Source organism: Azoarcus sp. Soil_N_20, from assembly GCF_057656155.1.
Map to the genome: position 1 here is coordinate 800,749 of NZ_JBDGKX010000001.1, position 17,717 is coordinate 818,465.

The window sequence follows — 17,717 nt, forward strand, 5'->3', positions numbered from 1 at the left end:
GGCGGAGGGGCCGGCAGCCTGTGCTAAAATCGCCGGCCGTTCCCGCCCGATCGCAAAGAGTCATCCATGTCCGGCAATACCCTCGGCACGCTGTTCTGCGTCACCTCCTTCGGTGAGTCCCACGGTCCGGCGATCGGCTGCGTGGTCGATGGCTGTCCGCCGGGACTGCCGATCAGCGCCGCCGAGATCCAGCTCGAACTCGACCGGCGCAAGCCCGGTACCTCGCGTCATGTGACTCAGCGCCGCGAGCCCGACGAGGTCGAGATCCTGTCGGGTGTGTTCGAGGGATTGAGCACCGGCACGCCGATCGCCCTGCTGATCCGCAATCAGGATCAGCGCAGCAAGGACTACGGCAACATCGCCGAGACCTTCCGTCCAGGGCATGCGGATTATCCCTACTGGCAGAAATACGGCATTCGCGATTACCGCGGTGGCGGGCGTTCGTCGGCGCGCGAAACCGCAGTCCGGGTTGCTTCCGGAGCGATCGCCAAAAAGTGGCTGGCGGTGAAGTACGGCGTCGTGATTCGTGCCTACATGGCCCAGCTCGGGCCGCTCGCGATTCCGTTTGAATCCTGGGACGAGGTCGACCGCAATCCCTTTTTCGCGCCGAATGCGAGCATCGTTCCCGAGCTCGAGCGCTATATGGATGAGTTGCGCAAGTCGGGGGACTCTGTCGGCGCACGCATCAACGTGGTGGCCACGGGGGTTCCGGTGGGCTGGGGCGAGCCGGTGTATGACCGGCTCGATGCCGAGATCGCCTACGCGATGATGAGCATCAATGCGGTCAAGGGGGTCGAGATCGGTGCCGGATTCGAGGCGGTTGCCCAGTTGGGGACGCAGCACGGTGACGAGATGACGCCCGAAGGTTTCCTGGCCAACAATGCCGGCGGCGTGTTGGGTGGTCTGTCTACCGGGCAGGATATCCTCGTCAGCATGGCGATCAAGCCGACTTCCAGCATCCGCCTCGACCGGCGCTCGATCGATCGTCAGGGCGCGCCGGTCATCGTCAATACCCATGGCCGCCACGATCCCTGTGTCGGCATCCGGGCGGCGCCGATTGCCGAATCCATGCTCGCGTTGGTACTGATCGATCACGCATTGCGCCATCGCGCACAGTGCGCCGACGTCGCCACCTCGACACCGCGTATCGCCGGGCTGGCACCTTCGGGGCAGCAAGCCGTACCTTCGCCGCGCAAGGCTTGAGACGGGGTGACCTGCCGCCCATCCGGGGGCAGCGGCACGGCTTCGGCCGGTACGATCCGCCCGATGCTTCCCTATTGGCGTCTGTCCGCTTACTACTTTTTCTATTTCGCCTTTGTCGGCGCCTTCTCGCCGTACTTCACCCTTTATCTCCAGGCGCTGAGCTTCTCCGCAACCGACATTGCGATCCTGATGTCGCTGATGCAGGTGATGCGGGTGCTGGCGCCCAATCTTTGGGGATGGCTCGCCGAACATCTGGGCATGCGGCTGCCCATCGTGAGAGTGTCGGCGCTGGCAAGCCTTGCCGGGTTTTCGGTTTTTTTCCTGACCGAGGACTTTACCGGCGTGTTCATCGGCATGGCGCTGATGGCCTTCTTCTGGAGCGCAGCGCTTCCGCTGGTGGAGAGCGTGACCTTCGTCCATCTCGGTGCCCAGGGGCATCGCTATGGCAGTATCAGGGTCTGGGGGTCGATCGGTTTCATCGGCGCGGTGCTCGGGCTGGGCCATCTGCTCGATCACTTCGCCATCGACGTGGTGCTATGGTTTACGGCGTCGGTGCTCGCGGGCATCTTCCTCTGTGCGCTGGCGGTGCCCGATGCCAGGACTTCCGCGTCGCAATCCGGCGCTGCCAGCCTGGGCGAAACCCTGCGTCGCGCGGACGTTCGCGCGCTGTTCGGGGCCTGCTTTCTGATGTCGGCGGCACATGGCGCGTTCTACGTCTTCTACTCGATCCTGCTGGTCGACCATGGGTACGAAAAGTCCACGGTGGGTCTGTTATGGTCGCTGGGCGTGCTTGCCGAGATCGGGGTGTTCCTGATCATGCCCATGCTGATGCGACACCTGTCGCTACGGACGATTCTGCTGTTCGCGTTTGCCTGTGCCGTGTTCCGCTTTGCGACCATCGGCTGGGGTGTCGGCAGCCTGGGGCTGCTCGTGCTCGCACAGATCCTGCATGGCGCAACCTTTGGTGCCTATCATGCGGCCGCGATTGCTGCGGTGAACAACTGGTTTCCAGGGCGCCTGCAGGCGACGGGGCAGGCGTTGTACGGGAGCGTGTCATTCGGCGCCGGCGGAATGCTCGGAGGCTTGATCAGCGGCTATACCTGGGACACTATCGGACCGGCATGGACTTTCACGCTGGGTTCGGTGTTTGCATTGGCGGGCCTGGTATGGCTGATCGTGGGCTGGAAAAATGTGCCTGAGGCGCGAGCCACGGGTGGCTGAAAAGGAGAACGCAATGTTGGACTGGGGCAGAAAATTCTTGCCGGTGGTCATCGCCGCAACGGTCGCCGTGGCCTGTCAGACGGTACAGACCACCGGCGGCGGCGCGGTCCGCGTAGAGCGTGAGCAGATGATGATGATTCCCGCGCAGGACATCGAGCAGGCATCGGCTCAGCAATATCAGGAGGTGCTGACCGAGGCGCGACGCAAGAACGCCCTCAATCGCGAACCGTCCCAGGTGCAGCGGGTGCGGCAGGTTGCCGGTCGGCTGATCCCGCAGACCGGACATTTTCGCCGTGATGCCCCGGGCTGGAAGTGGGAGGTTAACGTCCTGACTTCCACCGAACTCAACGCGTGGTGCATGGCGGGCGGGAAGATCATGTTCTATTCGGGCCTGATCGAAAGACTGGGATTCACCGACGACGAGATTGCCGCGGTGATGGGGCACGAGATCGCCCATGCGCTGCGCGAACATGCACGCGAACGGGTCTCGAAGGCCATGGCGACCGGCCTGGGCGTGTCGGTCGCGGGGGCCTTGCTCGGTGTCGGGCAGGGCGGGCAGGATCTGATGGGCGCAGTGGCCAAAGTCACGTTCGAGTTGCCGAATTCGCGCCTGCACGAAACCGAGGCCGACCGTATCGGGGTGGAGCTTGCCGCTCGGGCCGGCTACGATCCGCGGGCAGCGGTGAGTCTGTGGAACAAGATGGCGGCCCAGTCCTCGGGGTCGCCGCCGCAGTGGATGTCGACCCATCCGTCGCACGCCACCCGCCAGAAGGATCTGGGCGAATACGCGGCCCGCGTCATGCCTCTTTACGAGCAGGCCCGGCGACGCTGATCCCCGTCGTCGTGTCGGTTCCGGGGCCGGCTACCCAGGCAGGCGTCCGTGTGAAATAATCAAAACCTTTTCTCTCCGCGGAATACATTGGATGGAAGCCCAAACGCTGTACGAAAAACTCTGGTCGAGTCATGTCGTTCACCAGGAGGCCGACGGCACGGCGCTGATCTATATCGACCGTCATCTGGTGCACGAAGTGACCAGTCCGCAGGCCTTCGAAGGCCTCAAGCTCGCAGGGCGCAAGCCATGGCGGATCTCGTCGATTGTCGCCACCGCCGATCACAATACGCCGACCGATCATTGGGACATGGGTATCCAGGATCCGGTGTCGCGCCAGCAAGTCGAGACCCTGGATACCAATATCCGCGAAGTGGGCTCGCTGGCCTACTTTCCGTTCAAGGATCTGCGCCAGGGCATCATCCATGTGATCGGGCCCGAGAACGGCACGACGCTTCCGGGGATGACCGTGGTCTGTGGCGACTCGCACACCTCGACCCACGGCGCCTTCGCCTGTCTCGCACACGGTATCGGCACGTCCGAGGTCGAGCACGTGATGGCGACCCAGTGTCTGTTGCAGAAGCGATCGAAGACCATGCTGGTCAGGGTCGATGGTGCGGCCGGTCGCGGCGTGACTGCCAAGGACATCGTGCTCGCGATTATCGGCAGGATCGGGACTGCCGGCGGTACCGGCTATGCTATCGAGTTCGGCGGTAGCGCAATTCGCGCGCTGTCGATGGAAGGTCGGATGACGATCTGCAACATGGCGATCGAGGCCGGCGCGCGCGCGGGCCTGGTGGCGGTGGACGAAACCACGATCGCCTATCTCGAAGGCAAACCCTTTGCGCCCAAGGGCGAGGCGTGGGACCAGGCGGTGGCTTACTGGCGCACGCTCAGGAGCGACGACGGTGCGGTGTTCGACAAGGTGGTCGAACTCGATGCTGCTGCGATCGAGCCGCAGGTCACCTGGGGGACGTCGCCGGAGATGGTGACCACGATCGGCGGGCATGTGCCCGACCCTGCTCAGATCGATGACCCGGTGCGTCGCGAAGGCGTGGAGCGCGCGCTGAAGTACATGGGGCTCCTGCCCAATACCCCGATGTCCGAGATCGCTGTCGATCAGGTCTTCATCGGCTCGTGCACCAATTCACGGATCGAGGATCTGCGCGAGGCGGCTGCGGTGGTAAAGGGGCGGACCAAGGCGGCAAATGTGCGCCGGGTGCTGGTGGTGCCGGGCTCCGGACTGGTCAAGCGCCAGGCTGAGGCCGAGGGCCTGCACGAGGTGTTCCTTGCCGCGGGATTCGAATGGCGCGAGCCGGGCTGTTCGATGTGCCTCGCAATGAACGCCGACCGGCTCGAGCCGGGCGAGCGTTGCGCGTCGACCTCCAATCGAAACTTCGAAGGCCGCCAGGGGGCCGGTGGCCGCACGCACCTGGTGAGCCCGGGGATGGCCGCCGCTGCCGCGGTGACCGGGCATTTTGCCGACGTGCGCGCGCTGAACTGAAAGGACTAGCCGAAGATGAAACCGTTTACCGTTCTCGAAGCGCTGGTGGCGCCGCTCGACCGTGCCAACGTCGATACCGATGCGATCATTCCGAAGCAGTTCCTGAAATCGATCAAACGTAGCGGCTTCGGCCCCAACTTGTTCGACGAATGGCGTTATCTCGACGTGGGCCAGCCCGGTCAGGACAGCACCAACCGGCCGAAGAATCCGGATTTCGTGCTCAATCAGCCACGTTATCAGGGTGCGCAGATCCTGCTCGCCCGCGACAATTTCGGTTGCGGCAGTTCGCGGGAGCACGCGCCCTGGGCGCTCGAAGACTATGGCTTTCGTGCCATCATCGGGCCGAGCTTTGCCGATATTTTCTACAACAACTGTTTCAAGAACGGACTGCTGCCGATCAGGCTTGCTGCCACGGAGGTCGATGAACTGTTCCAGCAGTGCGAGGCTGCGGAGGGCTATCAACTGAAAGTGGACCTGGCTGCGCAGACGGTGACCCGTCCGGACGGCAGGTCGATTCCGTTCGATGTCGACCCCTTCCGCAAGGAATGCCTGTTCAACGGGTGGGACGACATCGGCCTCACCCTGCGTCACGCCGACAAGATTCGTGCATTCGAAGAGCAGCGCCGGTTGCAGCATCCCTATTACTTCTCCTGAGCCCTATGGGCCGGGTTTGTGCGGAGAGACTCTGAATGAAGATTTGCGTGTTGCCGGGCGACGGCATCGGTCCCGAGATCATGGCGCAAGCCGTGCGCGTGCTGGGTGCGCTCGACCTGAAGTTCGAGCTCGAGGAAGCGCTGCTGGGTGGCAGTGCGGTGGACGCGACCGGCACGCCCTATCCGGAAGCGACTCAACGGCTCGCGCGTGCTGCCGATGCGGTGCTGCTCGGTGCAGTTGGTGGGCCCAAGTGGGACGCACTGCCGCGTGAGCAGCGTCCGGAGCGTGGCCTGCTCGGCATCCGCAAGGATCTCGGTCTGTTCGCCAATCTCCGTCCCGCCATCCTCTATCCCGAACTGGCCAATGCGTCCACCCTCAAGGCCGAGGTCGTGGCCGGGCTCGACATCCTGATCGTGCGCGAACTCACCGGCGATATCTATTTCGGTCAACCGCGCGGCATCGAGACCCGCGAGGTCAACGGCGAGCAGCAACGCGTCGGCTGGAACACCATGATTTACGCCGAGTACGAGATTCGGCGCATCCTCAAGGTGGCATTCGAAGCGGCGCAGAAGCGGGGCGGGAAGCTGTGCTCGGTCGACAAGATGAACGTCCTGGAATGCACACAGTTGTGGCGCGACATCGCCGAGGAAATGTCCAAGGACTATCCCGGGGTCGAGCTTTCGCACATGTTGGTCGATAACGCCGCGATGCAACTGGTGCGTAACCCCAAGCAGTTCGACGTGATGGTCACCGGCAACATGTTCGGCGACATTCTTTCCGACGAGGCCTCGATGCTGACCGGCTCGATCGGGATGCTGCCGTCGGCCTCGCTCGATGCGAACAACAAGGGCTTGTATGAGCCTTCGCACGGTTCGGCACCGGATATCGCCGGCAAGGGGGTGGCCAATCCGTTGGCGACGATTCTGTCGGCGGCAATGATGCTGCGCTACACCTTCGACCAGGAAGCGGCCGCCCAGCGGATCGAGAACGCGGTCATGAAGGTCCTTGCGCAGGGCTACCGGACTGGCGATATTTACGAGCCGGGCACGCGGCGGGTGGGAACGCAGGAAATGGGCGACGCGGTCATCGCGGCGCTTTGAGGTTTTTTTGATTCGAGGTGATGTGATGAAGCGAGTGGGTCTGGTTGGCTGGCGGGGAATGGTCGGGTCGGTGCTGATGCAGCGCATGGTGGACGAGGGTGATTTTGCCCACATCGAGCCGGTGTATTTCTCCACCTCCGCCGCGGGCGGCAAGGCACCGGTGTTCGGCGGCAAGGAGGCAGCGCTGCCGCTGCAGGACGCGACGAGCATCGATGCGCTCAAGGCCTGCGACATCGTCATTACCTGCCAGGGTGGCGATTACACCAAAGAGGTATATCCGAAACTGCGTGCCGCCGGCTGGAACGGCCACTGGATCGACGCCGCCAGCGCCCTGCGCATGGCAGACGACGCCGTGATCATTCTCGATCCGGTCAACATGCATGTAATCAAGGACGCGCTCGCCAACGGCGGCAGAAACTGGATCGGTGGCAATTGCACCGTATCGCTGATGCTGATGGGCCTGGGCGGCCTGTTCAAGCACGACCTCGTCGAGTGGGTTTCGGCGATGACCTACCAGGCTGCGTCCGGCGCCGGCGCGCAGAACATGCGCGAACTGATCGCGCAGATGGGCACCATCCACGCCTCGGTGGCCGACCTGCTGGCCGATCCGGCCTCGGCCATTCTCGACATCGACCGCAAGGTCGCCGAGACCATCCGGTCGGACGCCTTCCCGAAGAAGAATTTCCGCAATACGCCGCTTGCCGGCAGCCTGATCCCATGGATCGATGTGCCGGTCGACAACGGTCAGTCGAAGGAAGAGTGGAAGGGTGGCGCCGAGTGCAACAAGATCCTCGGCAAGCTGGCTTTCCGCAGCGCCGGCAGCATCCCGATCGACGGGCTGTGCGTGCGCATCGGCGCCATGCGCTGCCACTCGCAGGCGCTGACCATCAAGCTGAAGAAGGACGTGCCGCTCGACGAGATCACCCAGATCATCGCCACCGCCAACGACTGGGTGAAAGTTGTGCCCAACGAACGCGAGATCTCCGAGCGCGAACTGACGCCCGCGGCGGTGACCGGTACGCTGAACGTGCCGGTGGGCCGCCTGCACAAGCTGGCGATGGGGCCGGACTACCTCGGCGCCTTCACCGTCGGCGACCAGCTTCTCTGGGGAGCGGCCGAGCCCTTGCGTCGCATGCTGCGGATTCTGCTTGAGGACTGAGTTGACCGAAGCGGTAGTCGATGACGAAGGGCAATCCTTTGTCATCGACGAGTCGGGACGAGAGGAAGGTTCCCCTTTAGTCATAATCAGTTGGTGCAGGTATTTCAAATAAATGCTAGATTGCTAGCCCAAGTCCATGATGTATTGTCCTTTGCTGGCTTGGCGAAGGGGAACGTGGTTTGAGGATAACTATGAGAACGTCGATTAAGGCATCCCTGATCGCGGCGGCGATCGCCTCGTTTCCGCTCGGCAGCCTTGCCGCAGGACTGGGTCAGATCAATGTTTTCAGCGGGTTGGGGCAACCGCTGCGGGCCGAGATCCAGATCAGTGCGACGCCGCAGGAGTTGCAGTCGATCACTGCCAGGGTCGCATCGCCCGACGCCTTTCGTCAGGCAAACATTCCTTATCCCGGTTTCGTGTCGGGCATCCGGGTGTCGGTGGATACCCGCGGGCGGCGCCCGGTAGTGAGGCTGAGCAGCGATCGTCCGATCAATGAGCCTTTCGTGGGCCTGCTCGTCGAGCTGGATTGGGCCACCGGACGCCTGGCGCGCGAGTACACGTTCTTGCTCGATCCGGTCGATGTGGCCGCGCCCAAGCCGGTGGCCGCGCGCGTCGAGGTGCCGAATGCGCCGAGTCGTGCGACTGCCGCGTCCGAGCCGGCAGCCCGTGCGGTAGTCGCGAACAGCTATACCGTCCGGCGTGGTGACACCTTGCACGGTATCGCCGAATCCACCCGGCGCGAGGGCGCGAATCTCGATCAGATGCTGATTGCCCTGTTCCATGCCAATCGTGCCGCATTCGACGGCGACAACATCAATCGTCTCCATGCTGGTGCCATACTGACGATTCCGTCGGCAGACACAGTGCTCGCGACCACTCCGGCCGAAGCGCGCCGGGAGATCGTGGCTCAGGCGGCCGATTTCGCGGCCTATCGCAAGCGTCTGGCCGGGGCGGCCGCCGTAAGCGAAGCAGCGGCTGCGCCGGCCGAGCAGGGCAGCGCAGGACGTATCGTGCCCAAGGTCGAAGATGCCCGGGCTCCGGCCGATGTCGGCGACAAGCTTCAGATTTCCAGAACGCCGTCCGATGCGGGGGGAGGTGCGGACCGCGATGCCGTCACCCGGTTGCAAGCGCTCGAGGAGGAGCTGGTTGCCCGTGAAAAGGGCCTGGAAGAGGCAAACGTCCGGCTTGCTCAACTCGAACAGAATATTCGGGAACTGCAGAAGTTGCTCGAACTCAAGAGCCAGCCCATGGCCCAATTGCAGCAGGCTGCCCCCGATGCGCCGGATTCTGCGGAGCCGGTAACGCCTCCTCCTCCTCCGGTCGCGGTCGCTGAACCGGCACCTCCAGTCCCTGCGCCGGTTGAGACCGCACCGCCTCCAGCGCCGGTCGAAGCCGCACGCGCATCGGCTGCGCCAGACCCTGTGGCGGCGTCCGACGAGCCGGAATCCGTATTTGCCGACCCGGCGATCCTTGCCGCCGGTGGTGCCGTGCTTGCGTTGTTGCTTGGTTTTGCCGCCTATCGCGCCCAGCAGCGCAAGAAAGCGGTCGCAGCGCTGGACAGCTCAGCCCTGATGAGCGAGTTCCCCCCGGATAGCAGCGCGGTATTCGGTGCGACTGGCGGACGGAGCGTCGACACGGGTAACAGCAGCATTATCCATACCGATTTCAGTCAGTCGGGCTTGTCCTCGATCGATGCCGACGAAGGGGTCGATCCGGTGGCGGAGGCCGACGTGTACATGGCTTACGGCCGTGATGCCCAAGCCGAAGAGATTCTTGAAGATGCATTGAAGGCCGATCCGAACCGGGCAGCGATCTATCTCAAGTTGCTGGAGATTTTTGCCCAGCGCCAAAGTCTGAAGCAGTTCGAGACGACGGCCAGCGAGCTTTATGCCCGGACCGCGGGCCAGGGTGCCGACTGGGAAAAAGCGGCGCTGATGGGACGCAAGCTGGATCCCGACAATCCGCTTTATAGTGCCGGACCGATCGAGGCCGAGCGCACAATTCCGCCAACGACAGAACTGCCGGCCGGCGTTGCCTCCGTCCTCGCCGCAGCGGTGAGCGCCCGGACTGCGGCAACAATACCGGAGCTCGCGGCTGACAAGGCTGCCGAGGAAACCGGGCCGTCGCTTTCCAGCCTGGATTTCACGACCTCCTCCACGCTTGAACCGAGTTCCTCGCAGCTCAAGAATACCTGGGCCATGCCGGGCGAGCTCGGACAGCTGGCAAGTGCGGACGCCGCGCCGTCTGACGTTTCATCGGGGATCGATCTGCCGACCGACGAATTTGTCGCGATCGATGCGGAGGCGATCGATTTCGATCTGGGCGGCGATCAGGAAGCGCCTGTGGCGCCGAGCGACGATATGCCGGAAGGGGAGATCAAGGCCGACGCCGGGTTGTCGGTCGATGAGCTTTCCGACTCGGGACTCGACCTCGATCTCGGAGCCGACGAGCCCACCAAGGAAGAGACGGAAGCCGGCGCCCATGGCACACCGGATGCGGTCCACGATGCAAATACGGCGACCATGATCGACGGTGCGCCGTGGCTTGCATTGAACGAGGAGCACGCGCTCGAATTCGATCTGCCGGATATCGGTGCGCCCGTAGCCGGCAAGCCGGCCGCATTCGACATGAGTGCGACGGTCGTCCAGGCGACCGAGCAGGAGTCGGATAGCGGCGATTCCGTGACCGATCTCGAGAAAACCAGTTTCGATGCGAGTCTGCTCGATTTCGATTTCGACCTCGACACGCCGCCTGCCGAGTCGACGCCATCGGCCGATCCCGGCGGCCTCGATCTCACCAGTATCGATCTTGACCTGGAGCCGACCGAGGAGCTGGAGCCGGTCAGTCCGGCGCCGGTAATTGCGACAGCCGACGCAGCCGCCCCGGTCGAGAACGAGGGCGAACTCGATCATGAGGTCGAGACCAAGCTCGAACTCGCGCGTGCCTACGACGAAATGGGCGACAAGGAAGGTGCACTGGAGCTGCTCAATGAAGTCATGGCCGAGGGCTCTGCCACGCAGCAGGCCGCGGCACGTGCCCTGATCGACAAGCTCGGGTGAGTTCTACATCGCTCGCCGCCGCGGGGCGAATGTCCTGCGGCGGCGTTTTATTTTGAGCATGCATTCGGGTCTTGTCCTGTTCCTGTGGATGGCGGGCGTCGCCTCGGTTCAGGTCGCCAGTGGTCGTCTGCTGGCGGCATTGGTGGGTATCTGTCTGTCCTTGGTCCTGCTGCTCGCGCGGCGGCGGGGAGTCCGGCTGATCCGCCGCGTCCGGATACTGCTGCTCGCGATCATTGTCCTGTTCGCCTGGTTTACCCCTGGCGAGGCCTTGCTGGCAGGTTTGCCCGGGTTCAGTCCGACACGCGAGGGGGTGATGCTCGCCATGGAGCATGCGGGGCGCCTGATCGTGGTGGTGTGTTGCGTCGCCCTGTTGCTCGAAATGCTGTCGCCCGACAGGCTGATCAGCGGGCTCCATGCGCTGTGTCGGCCGGGCGTGGTGTTCGGGCTATCGGCGCAACGTGTTGCATTGCGCCTGCTGCTGGTGCTCCGGTATGTTGATGATGCCCGCGGCGGGCGCCATGAATGGAAGCGCTGGCTGCTGGAGGCGGATGAGGACGTTGCCGCCGTGCATCTCGTGCGCGAGCGCCTGGGTGCGTCGGATTTGCTGATTCTGGCCGGCTTTCTGGCGGGAGTGGGGTGGTGGCTGTGGTAAGAGTTGCGCTGGGTGTCGAGTACGCAGGCGATGCTTTCGAAGGTTGGCAGAGTCAGCGCCACGGACGGACGGTACAGGATGCGCTGGAGTCCGCGCTGGCGCGCATCGCCGGCGCTCCGGTTCGGCTGCAGGTCGCCGGCCGCACCGATACGGGAGTGCACGCAACGGCCCAGGTCGCCCATTTCGATACCGCCGCGCAGCGGCCTTTGTCGGCATGGGTGCGCGGCACCAACACCTACCTTCCGCCGGCGGTGGTCGTGCGCTGGGCAAGGGTGGTCGACGAACAGTTCCATGCCCGGTTTCTTGCCTATGAGCGGGTCTATCGCTACATCCTGTTCAACTCGCCCACGCGGCCGGCAGTGCTGGCGGGCAAGGTTGGCTGGTTCCATCCGCCCCTGGACGAGTCGAGAATGACCGCGGCCGCCGCCCTTCTGGTCGGCCAGCATGATTTTTCTGCGTTCCGGGCTGCCTGCTGCCAATCGAAGACGCCGGTCAGGATCATGTACGACGCGCAGGTGGCGCGGATTGGCGATTATCTGGTGATGGACTTTCGGGCGAACGGCTTTCTCCATCACATGGTGCGCAATCTGGTGGGGGCGCTGGTCTATGTCGGCAAAGGCTACTATCCACCGGAGTGGCTGGGCGAGGTCCTGGCGGGGCGGGATCGAGTCCACGCGGCGCCGACATTCGAGGCTGCGGGCTTGTACCTTTGCGGGGTCTCCTATCCACCACGCTGGTCGCTCCCTGGGGATGGGCGTATCATCGCTCAGCCCCGGATACCCCTTCTCTGAATGTCACATACCCGTATCAAGATCTGCGGTCTGACCCGGCCGCAGGATGTTCGCGTGGCGGTCGACGCCGGCGCCGACGCGATCGGCCTGGTGTTCTACCCACCCAGTCCGCGCAATGTCAGTTTCGAGCAGGCGGCTGAACTGGCCGCGTTGCTTCCCCCGTTCATCACCGCTGTCGGCCTGTTCGTCAATCCTGAGCCCGGGTTCGTCGACGATGCCCTGCGGCGTGTTCCGCTGCAGCTGCTGCAGTTCCATGGTGATGAGACCGAGCGCGAATGTTGCCGCTATGGTCGTCCCTGGATCAAGGCGGCGCGGGTGCGACCCGGGGTCGATCTGCTAGAATTCGCTGCTTGTCACCCCGGCGCCAGAGGCGTCCTGCTCGATGCGTTTGTCGATGGCTACGGCGGTGGCGGTAAGACTTTCGATTGGTCCCTGATTCCCTCCGGTCTGGGGCGTCCGCTCATACTCTCGGGCGGCCTCGACCCGGACAATGTGCGCGAGGCCGTACGCGTCGTCCGTCCATGGGCGGTAGATGTGTCGAGCGGAGTCGAATCAGCCAAGGGAATCAAGGATGCGGACAAGATTGCCGCGTTTATTGCCGGAGTTCGAGATGCAGATGGCTGACATGCAATACCAGTATCCTGACGAGCGTGGCCACTTCGGTCCCTACGGCGGCATTTTTGTCGCCGAAACATTGATTCCGGCGCTGGATGAACTGCGTGCGGCCTATGCCGAGTGCATGGCTGATCCTGCTTTCGTGGCGGAGTTCGAGTACGAACTGAAGCACTACGTCGGGCGTCCGAGTCCGATCTATCACGCCAAGCGCTGGTCGCAGACACTCGGCGGTGCGCAGATCTATCTCAAGCGTGAAGACCTGAACCATACCGGTGCGCACAAGGTGAACAACTGCATCGGTCAGGCGATGGTGGCGCGGCGCATGGGCAAACCGCGGGTCATCGCCGAAACCGGTGCCGGTCAGCACGGCGTGGCAACGGCCACGGTCGCTGCGCGCTACGGCATGGAGTGCGTCGTCTATATGGGGTCGGAAGACGTCAAGCGCCAGGCCGCCAACGTTTACCGGATGAAACTCCTCGGCGCCACCGTGGTGCCGGTCGAATCCGGCTCGAAGACGCTCAAGGATGCACTCAACGAGGCGATGCGCGACTGGGTGACCAATGTCGGCAACACCTTCTACATCATCGGTACGGTGGCCGGACCGCATCCCTATCCGATGATGGTTCGCGATTTTCAGGCGGTGATCGGCAAGGAGTGCCTGGTGCAGATGCCCGAGCTCGTCGGCCGTCAGCCCGATTATGTCATCGCCTGTGTCGGTGGCGGTTCGAACGCAATCGGGATCTTCCATCCCTATATCGGAATCGACGGGGTGCGCCTGATCGGTGTCGAGGCGGCCGGAGACGGTATCGATACCGGTCGTCATGCGGCGCCGTTGACGGCCAATTCCAGGGTCGGGGTACTGCATGGCAACCGGACCTACCTGATGCAGGACGAAGACGGGCAGATCATCGAGACCCATTCCATTTCCGCCGGCCTCGATTATCCGGGTGTTGGTCCGGAGCATGCATGGCTCAAGGACACCAAGCGCGCGGAGTATGTCGCGGTGACCGATGCGGAGGCGCTGCAGGCCTTTCACGACCTGTGCCGGCTCGAGGGCATCATTCCCGCCCTCGAGTCCTCCCACGCCCTCGCTTACGCGGCGAAGCTTGCCCCCACGCTGCCCGCTGATCAGGTTCTGCTCGTGAATCTGTCCGGGCGTGGCGACAAGGACATGCACACGGTTGCCGAGCGTTCGGGCATCCAGTTCTAAGCTGCGGCGGGCCGCTGGCGGTCCGCATTGCCGGATTACACTATGTCGAAAATCAACCGTACTTTTCAGCGCCTGCAGGCTGAAGGCCGCAAGGCGCTGATCCCTTTCATCACCGCCGGCGATCCCGACGGCGACCTTACCGTTCCGCTGATGCACGCCCTGGTGGCCGGAGGCGCGGACATCATCGAGTTGGGCGTGCCCTTCTCCGATCCGATGGCCGATGGCCCCACCATTCAGCGTGCCTCGGAGCGCGCGCTGGCTGCGGGAATGACCTTGCGCAAGGTGCTCGCCGTCGTGCGCACCTTCCGCGCGGACAACGCCGATACGCCGGTGGTGTTGATGGGCTATGCCAATCCGATCGAGGCCATGGGGCCGGATACTTTCGTCGCGGCGGCTTGTGAGGCCGGCGTGGACGGGGTTCTGGTGGTCGACTATCCGCCTGAGGAGTGCACCCGGTTCGCTGCCACTGCAAAGTCGGCCGGTCTGGATCCGATCTTCCTGCTCGCGCCGACTTCTTCCGAGCAGCGTTTCCGTGACGTTGCCGCGGCCGGCAGCGGTTACATCTATTACGTTTCCCTGAAGGGCGTGACCGGTGCCGCCAGCCTCGATTTCGACGAAGTCGCGCGGCGCATTCCGCAGATCCGCGCTGCGGTGGGGATGCCGGTCGGGGTGGGATTCGGCATCCGCGATGCCGAGAGTGCGAAGCGTATCGGTGCGGTGGCTGACGCGGTGGTGATCGGTAGCCGGATCATCGAAGAGATCGAACGCAGTCCGCGCGAGGCCGTGATCGCCAATGTCACCGCATTCGTGCGCGGCATCCGGGCCGCACTCGACGAATCCGCCGGAGCGAACCAATGAGCTGGCTGCAAAAACTGCTTCCGCCCAAGATCAAGCGCAACGACACGGCTGCACGCAACAAGTCGATTCCCGAAGGCCTGTGGAGCAAGTGTACCGCGTGCGAGGCCGTGCTTTATCGCTCGGACCTCGAGGGCAACATGAGCGTGTGTCCCAAGTGCGGACATCATCAACGCCTGCGGGCACGTGCGCGCCTCGACATCCTGCTCGATCCGGAGGGACGGTTCGAGATCGGTACCGAGGTGCTTCCGGTCGATCCACTGAAGTTCAAGGATTCGCGCAAGTACCCCGAACGCCTGTCAACGGCCGCCGCAGACACCGGCGAGGCTGATGCGATGGTGGTGATGCAAGGGGCGATTCTCACGGTACCGGTGGTCGTGGCGTGCTTCGAGTTCGAGTTTCTCGGCGGCTCCATGGGCTCGGTGGTCGGCGAGCGCTTCGTGCGCGGTGCGAAAGCGGCCCTGGAGCAACGCATTCCCTTCATCTGCATTACCGCAACCGGCGGCGCGCGCATGCAGGAAGGTTTGTTCTCACTGATGCAGATGGCCAAGACCACCGCTGCCATCACCCAGTTGGCGCAGCGCAAGCTGCCCTTCATCACCATCCTGACCGATCCGACCATGGGGGGCGTGTCGGCCAGTTTTGCGTTCATGGGTGATGTGGTGATTGCCGAACCGGGCGCCCTGATCGGCTTCGCCGGCCCGCGCGTGATCGAGCAGACGGTACGCGAGAAGCTGCCCGAAGGTTTTCAGCGTTCCGAGTTCCTGCTCGAGAAGGGTGCGATCGACATGATCGTCGACCGCCGCGAGATGCGCGCGCGGGTTGCAGAGATCCTGGCGCTGCTCACCCGGCAGCCTGTCGTCAATGCCTGATTCGCAGAACGCGGCCGGCGCGCTGCCGGATACGGTGGACGGGTGGCTCGAACTGCTCGAGATCCGTCACGCACAGGTCATTCAGCTTGGTCTCGAGCGGGTCGCCGCAGTGCGCACCGCGCTTGGTCCGGACCCCGATGCGGTCGTGATCACGGTCGGCGGGACCAACGGCAAGGGGTCGACCTGTGCGATGCTCGAATCCATCCTGCTGGCCGAGGGCTACCGCGTCGGTTGCTACACCTCGCCGCACTTGTTGCGCTACAACGAGCGCATACGGATCGACGGTCGAGACGTGGACGATGTCGCACTGATGGAGGCGTTCGAGGCGGTCGAGCGCGCCCGTGGCGATACCTCCCTGACCTATTTCGAGCACGGTACGCTCGCCGCCTGGGAAGTGTTTCGGATCCGCCATCCGGACGTGATCATTCTTGAAGTGGGGCTCGGCGGGCGCCTTGATGCGGTCAATGTGGTGGATGCCGATTGCGCGATCGTGACCGGCGTTGCCATGGATCACATGGACTACCTAGGCGAAACCCGTGACGCAATCGGGTTCGAGAAGGCCGGCATTTTTCGCGCCGGACGCCCGGCCGTGTGCGGCGATCCGCATCCACCGGCCGCACTGCTCGCTCACGCCGAGGCCATCGGCACCCGGTTATGGGTCAGCGGGCGCGATTTCGGCTTTGGCGGCGATCGGCAGCAGTGGGGCTACTGGCGTTATGCGGCGCCACCGGCGACCGGTGCGCTGGTCAAACGCGGCGGCCTGGCCTATCCGGCATTGCGCGGCGCGAACCAGTTGCTCAATGCAGCCGCGGTGATCACTGCGCTCGACACCTTGCGTGACCGTATCCCGGTGTCGATGCAGGCGGTGCGTGAGGGCTTGATGCTGGTCGATGTGCCGGGGCGTTTTCAGGTTCTTGCCGGTCGTCCGGTGGTGGTGCTCGACGTGGCGCACAATCCGCAGGCCGCCGGGGTGCTGGCCGAGAATCTGTCGGGCATGGGCTTTCATCCCGAAACCTGGGCGGTGCTGGGCATGCTGGCCGACAAGGACGTCGAAGGCGTGGTCGCCCGCATGAGTGCGCGGGTCGACCACTGGCTGCTGGCGGATCTGCCCGGGAGGCGCGGGCTTTCGGCCGAAGCGCTTGCCGTGCGTTTGCGCGCCGCGGGCGTGGCGGGTGATATCCGCTGTTTCGCGTCTCCGGCCGACGCCTTTGATGCAGCGCGGAAAAGCGCTGGCGAGAATGATAGAATCGCTGTCTTTGGTTCATTCCTGACCGTGGCCGACGTGCTGGCAAAGATTCGTGCCGAGCGGCACTGATGAGGTTCTCCGGTGAGTGACGCAGACAACCTCGAGATCAAGAAACGGGCGCGCCGGCGCCTGGTGGGTGCTGCTGCGCTCGCCCTGCTGGCGGCGATCGTGTTGCCGATGGCGATGGATCAGGAACCCCAGGTGTCTTCGCAGGATATCCAGATCTCAATTCCCGATCGTGATGCGACCGCGAGCGAGGCGCGGCCGATCGCCTCCCGGGAACGGCCGCTGGCAGAGCCCGATGTGGCGCCGGCTCCGCTCGAGCAGGCGCCCGCGACGGGCGCAGGTTCGCCGCCGCCGCCCGCACCGGAATCGTCCACTTCAAAACCTCTGCCGGCAGCCGCTGCCCCCGTCGCCCCGGTCAAACCGGCGCCGGCGCCCGCACCAGCCCGTGACGAGGAGGCCGAGCGGGTAAAAGCCTTGCTCGGTGGCGCGTCGCCCGCTCAGGCCGAGCAGGCAGCGGCGGCTGCCGAATCGTTTGTCCTCCAGATCGGGGCTTTCAGCGATGCCGCCAAGGCCGCTTCGCTTGCGGCCGAACTCAAGAAACAGGGATTTTCTGCCTACACTGAAAAGGCCGGCACGGTGACTCGGGTCAGGGTGGGCCCGGTCCCGGTGCGCAGTGAGGCCGAGAAGCTTGGTGCACGGCTGCGCGCGCAGGGGCACAATGCGGTGCTGACGCCGCGCTGA

16 protein-coding genes are annotated in these 17,717 nt (G+C 64.1%); all 16 read left to right on the plus strand.

The genetic code is table 11. The features are described 5' to 3' along the window. Positions 1-66: 66 nt before the first annotated feature. Complete coding sequence (gene aroC / locus AC3A35_RS03815) at positions 67-1,203, plus strand: chorismate synthase (RefSeq protein WP_487434556.1); 1,137 nt, start codon at positions 67-69, stop codon at positions 1,201-1,203. A 63-nt stretch (positions 1,204-1,266) separates the two neighbouring features. Beyond that, positions 1,267-2,424: an MFS transporter gene (locus tag AC3A35_RS03820; RefSeq protein WP_487434557.1), complete on the plus strand. Its 1,158-nt coding sequence runs from the start codon at positions 1,267-1,269 to the stop codon at positions 2,422-2,424. A 13-nt stretch (positions 2,425-2,437) separates the two neighbouring features. Further along, on the plus strand, positions 2,438-3,256 hold the full coding sequence (locus AC3A35_RS03825) for a M48 family metallopeptidase (RefSeq protein ID WP_487434558.1): 819 nt from the start codon (positions 2,438-2,440) through the stop codon (positions 3,254-3,256). A 91-nt stretch (positions 3,257-3,347) separates the two neighbouring features. After that, positions 3,348-4,757 (plus strand): 3-isopropylmalate dehydratase large subunit, encoded by a 1,410-nt coding sequence (gene leuC / locus AC3A35_RS03830; RefSeq protein ID WP_487434559.1) that lies wholly within the window; start codon positions 3,348-3,350, stop codon positions 4,755-4,757. A gap of 15 nt (positions 4,758-4,772) precedes the next feature. Beyond that, a complete protein-coding gene (gene leuD / locus AC3A35_RS03835; protein ID WP_487434560.1) occupies positions 4,773-5,411 on the plus strand; it encodes a 3-isopropylmalate dehydratase small subunit in 639 nt (212 codons plus the stop codon). Positions 5,412-5,446: 35 nt separating this feature from the next. Continuing rightward, the gene (leuB, locus tag AC3A35_RS03840) at positions 5,447-6,511 is read left to right on the plus strand and encodes a 3-isopropylmalate dehydrogenase (RefSeq protein WP_487434561.1); all 1,065 of its coding nucleotides are present in this window, start codon (positions 5,447-5,449) and stop codon (positions 6,509-6,511) included. 25 nt (positions 6,512-6,536) lie between these two features. Then, positions 6,537-7,670 (plus strand): aspartate-semialdehyde dehydrogenase, encoded by a 1,134-nt coding sequence (asd, locus tag AC3A35_RS03845; protein ID WP_487434562.1) that lies wholly within the window; start codon positions 6,537-6,539, stop codon positions 7,668-7,670. A 191-nt stretch (positions 7,671-7,861) separates the two neighbouring features. Further along, the gene (locus AC3A35_RS03850) at positions 7,862-10,729 is read left to right on the plus strand and encodes a motility hub landmark protein FimV (protein ID WP_487434563.1); all 2,868 of its coding nucleotides are present in this window, start codon (positions 7,862-7,864) and stop codon (positions 10,727-10,729) included. A 58-nt stretch (positions 10,730-10,787) separates the two neighbouring features. After that, a complete protein-coding gene (locus AC3A35_RS03855) occupies positions 10,788-11,381 on the plus strand; it encodes a CbiQ family ECF transporter T component (protein WP_487434722.1) in 594 nt (197 codons plus the stop codon). Continuing rightward, positions 11,375-12,172 carry a tRNA pseudouridine(38-40) synthase TruA gene (gene truA, locus AC3A35_RS03860; protein ID WP_487434723.1) on the plus strand — a complete coding sequence of 266 codons (798 nt, stop codon included), beginning with the start codon at positions 11,375-11,377 and terminating at the stop codon, positions 12,170-12,172. The genes AC3A35_RS03855 and truA overlap by 7 nt, the downstream gene beginning before the upstream one ends. Further along, on the plus strand, positions 12,173-12,796 hold the full coding sequence (locus AC3A35_RS03865; RefSeq protein ID WP_487434564.1) for a phosphoribosylanthranilate isomerase: 624 nt from the start codon (positions 12,173-12,175) through the stop codon (positions 12,794-12,796). Next, positions 12,783-13,997, plus strand: a complete 1,215-nt coding sequence (gene trpB / locus AC3A35_RS03870) for a tryptophan synthase subunit beta (RefSeq protein ID WP_487434565.1) — start codon at positions 12,783-12,785, stop codon at positions 13,995-13,997. Before AC3A35_RS03865 ends, trpB begins: the two co-directional genes overlap by 14 nt. Before the next feature lie 42 nt (positions 13,998-14,039). Continuing rightward, entirely contained in the window at positions 14,040-14,855 is an 816-nt protein-coding gene (gene trpA / locus AC3A35_RS03875) for a tryptophan synthase subunit alpha (protein ID WP_487434566.1), read from the plus strand. Further along, a complete protein-coding gene (accD, locus tag AC3A35_RS03880) occupies positions 14,852-15,724 on the plus strand; it encodes an acetyl-CoA carboxylase, carboxyltransferase subunit beta (RefSeq protein ID WP_487434567.1) in 873 nt (290 codons plus the stop codon). Before trpA ends, accD begins: the two co-directional genes overlap by 4 nt. Beyond that, on the plus strand, positions 15,717-17,039 hold the full coding sequence (gene folC, locus AC3A35_RS03885; protein WP_487434568.1) for a bifunctional tetrahydrofolate synthase/dihydrofolate synthase: 1,323 nt from the start codon (positions 15,717-15,719) through the stop codon (positions 17,037-17,039). Before accD ends, folC begins: the two co-directional genes overlap by 8 nt. Before the next feature lie 12 nt (positions 17,040-17,051). After that, complete coding sequence (locus AC3A35_RS03890) at positions 17,052-17,717, plus strand: SPOR domain-containing protein (RefSeq protein WP_487434569.1); 666 nt, start codon at positions 17,052-17,054, stop codon at positions 17,715-17,717.

Excerpts from the sequence above, each read along its gene's own strand:
- asd (WP_487434562.1), top strand. The coding sequence starts at position 6,537 with ATGAAGCGAGTGGGTCTGGTTGGCTGGCGGGGAATGGTCGGGTCGGTG.
- AC3A35_RS03855 (WP_487434722.1), top strand. The coding sequence starts at position 10,788 with ATGCATTCGGGTCTTGTCCTGTTCCTGTGGATGGCGGGCGTCGCCTCG.
- aroC (WP_487434556.1), top strand. The coding sequence starts at position 67 with ATGTCCGGCAATACCCTCGGCACGCTGTTCTGCGTCACCTCCTTCGGT.
- leuB (WP_487434561.1), top strand. The coding sequence starts at position 5,447 with ATGAAGATTTGCGTGTTGCCGGGCGACGGCATCGGTCCCGAGATCATG.
- AC3A35_RS03865 (WP_487434564.1), top strand. The coding sequence starts at position 12,173 with ATGTCACATACCCGTATCAAGATCTGCGGTCTGACCCGGCCGCAGGAT.
- folC (WP_487434568.1), top strand. The coding sequence starts at position 15,717 with ATGCCTGATTCGCAGAACGCGGCCGGCGCGCTGCCGGATACGGTGGAC.
- trpA (WP_487434566.1), top strand. The coding sequence starts at position 14,040 with ATGTCGAAAATCAACCGTACTTTTCAGCGCCTGCAGGCTGAAGGCCGC.
- AC3A35_RS03820 (WP_487434557.1), top strand. The coding sequence starts at position 1,267 with ATGCTTCCCTATTGGCGTCTGTCCGCTTACTACTTTTTCTATTTCGCC.
- AC3A35_RS03825 (WP_487434558.1), top strand. The coding sequence starts at position 2,438 with ATGTTGGACTGGGGCAGAAAATTCTTGCCGGTGGTCATCGCCGCAACG.
- AC3A35_RS03850 (WP_487434563.1), top strand. The coding sequence starts at position 7,862 with ATGAGAACGTCGATTAAGGCATCCCTGATCGCGGCGGCGATCGCCTCG.
- trpB (WP_487434565.1), top strand. The coding sequence starts at position 12,783 with ATGCAGATGGCTGACATGCAATACCAGTATCCTGACGAGCGTGGCCAC.
- accD (WP_487434567.1), top strand. The coding sequence starts at position 14,852 with ATGAGCTGGCTGCAAAAACTGCTTCCGCCCAAGATCAAGCGCAACGAC.
- leuD (WP_487434560.1), top strand. The coding sequence starts at position 4,773 with ATGAAACCGTTTACCGTTCTCGAAGCGCTGGTGGCGCCGCTCGACCGT.
- leuC (WP_487434559.1), top strand. The coding sequence starts at position 3,348 with ATGGAAGCCCAAACGCTGTACGAAAAACTCTGGTCGAGTCATGTCGTT.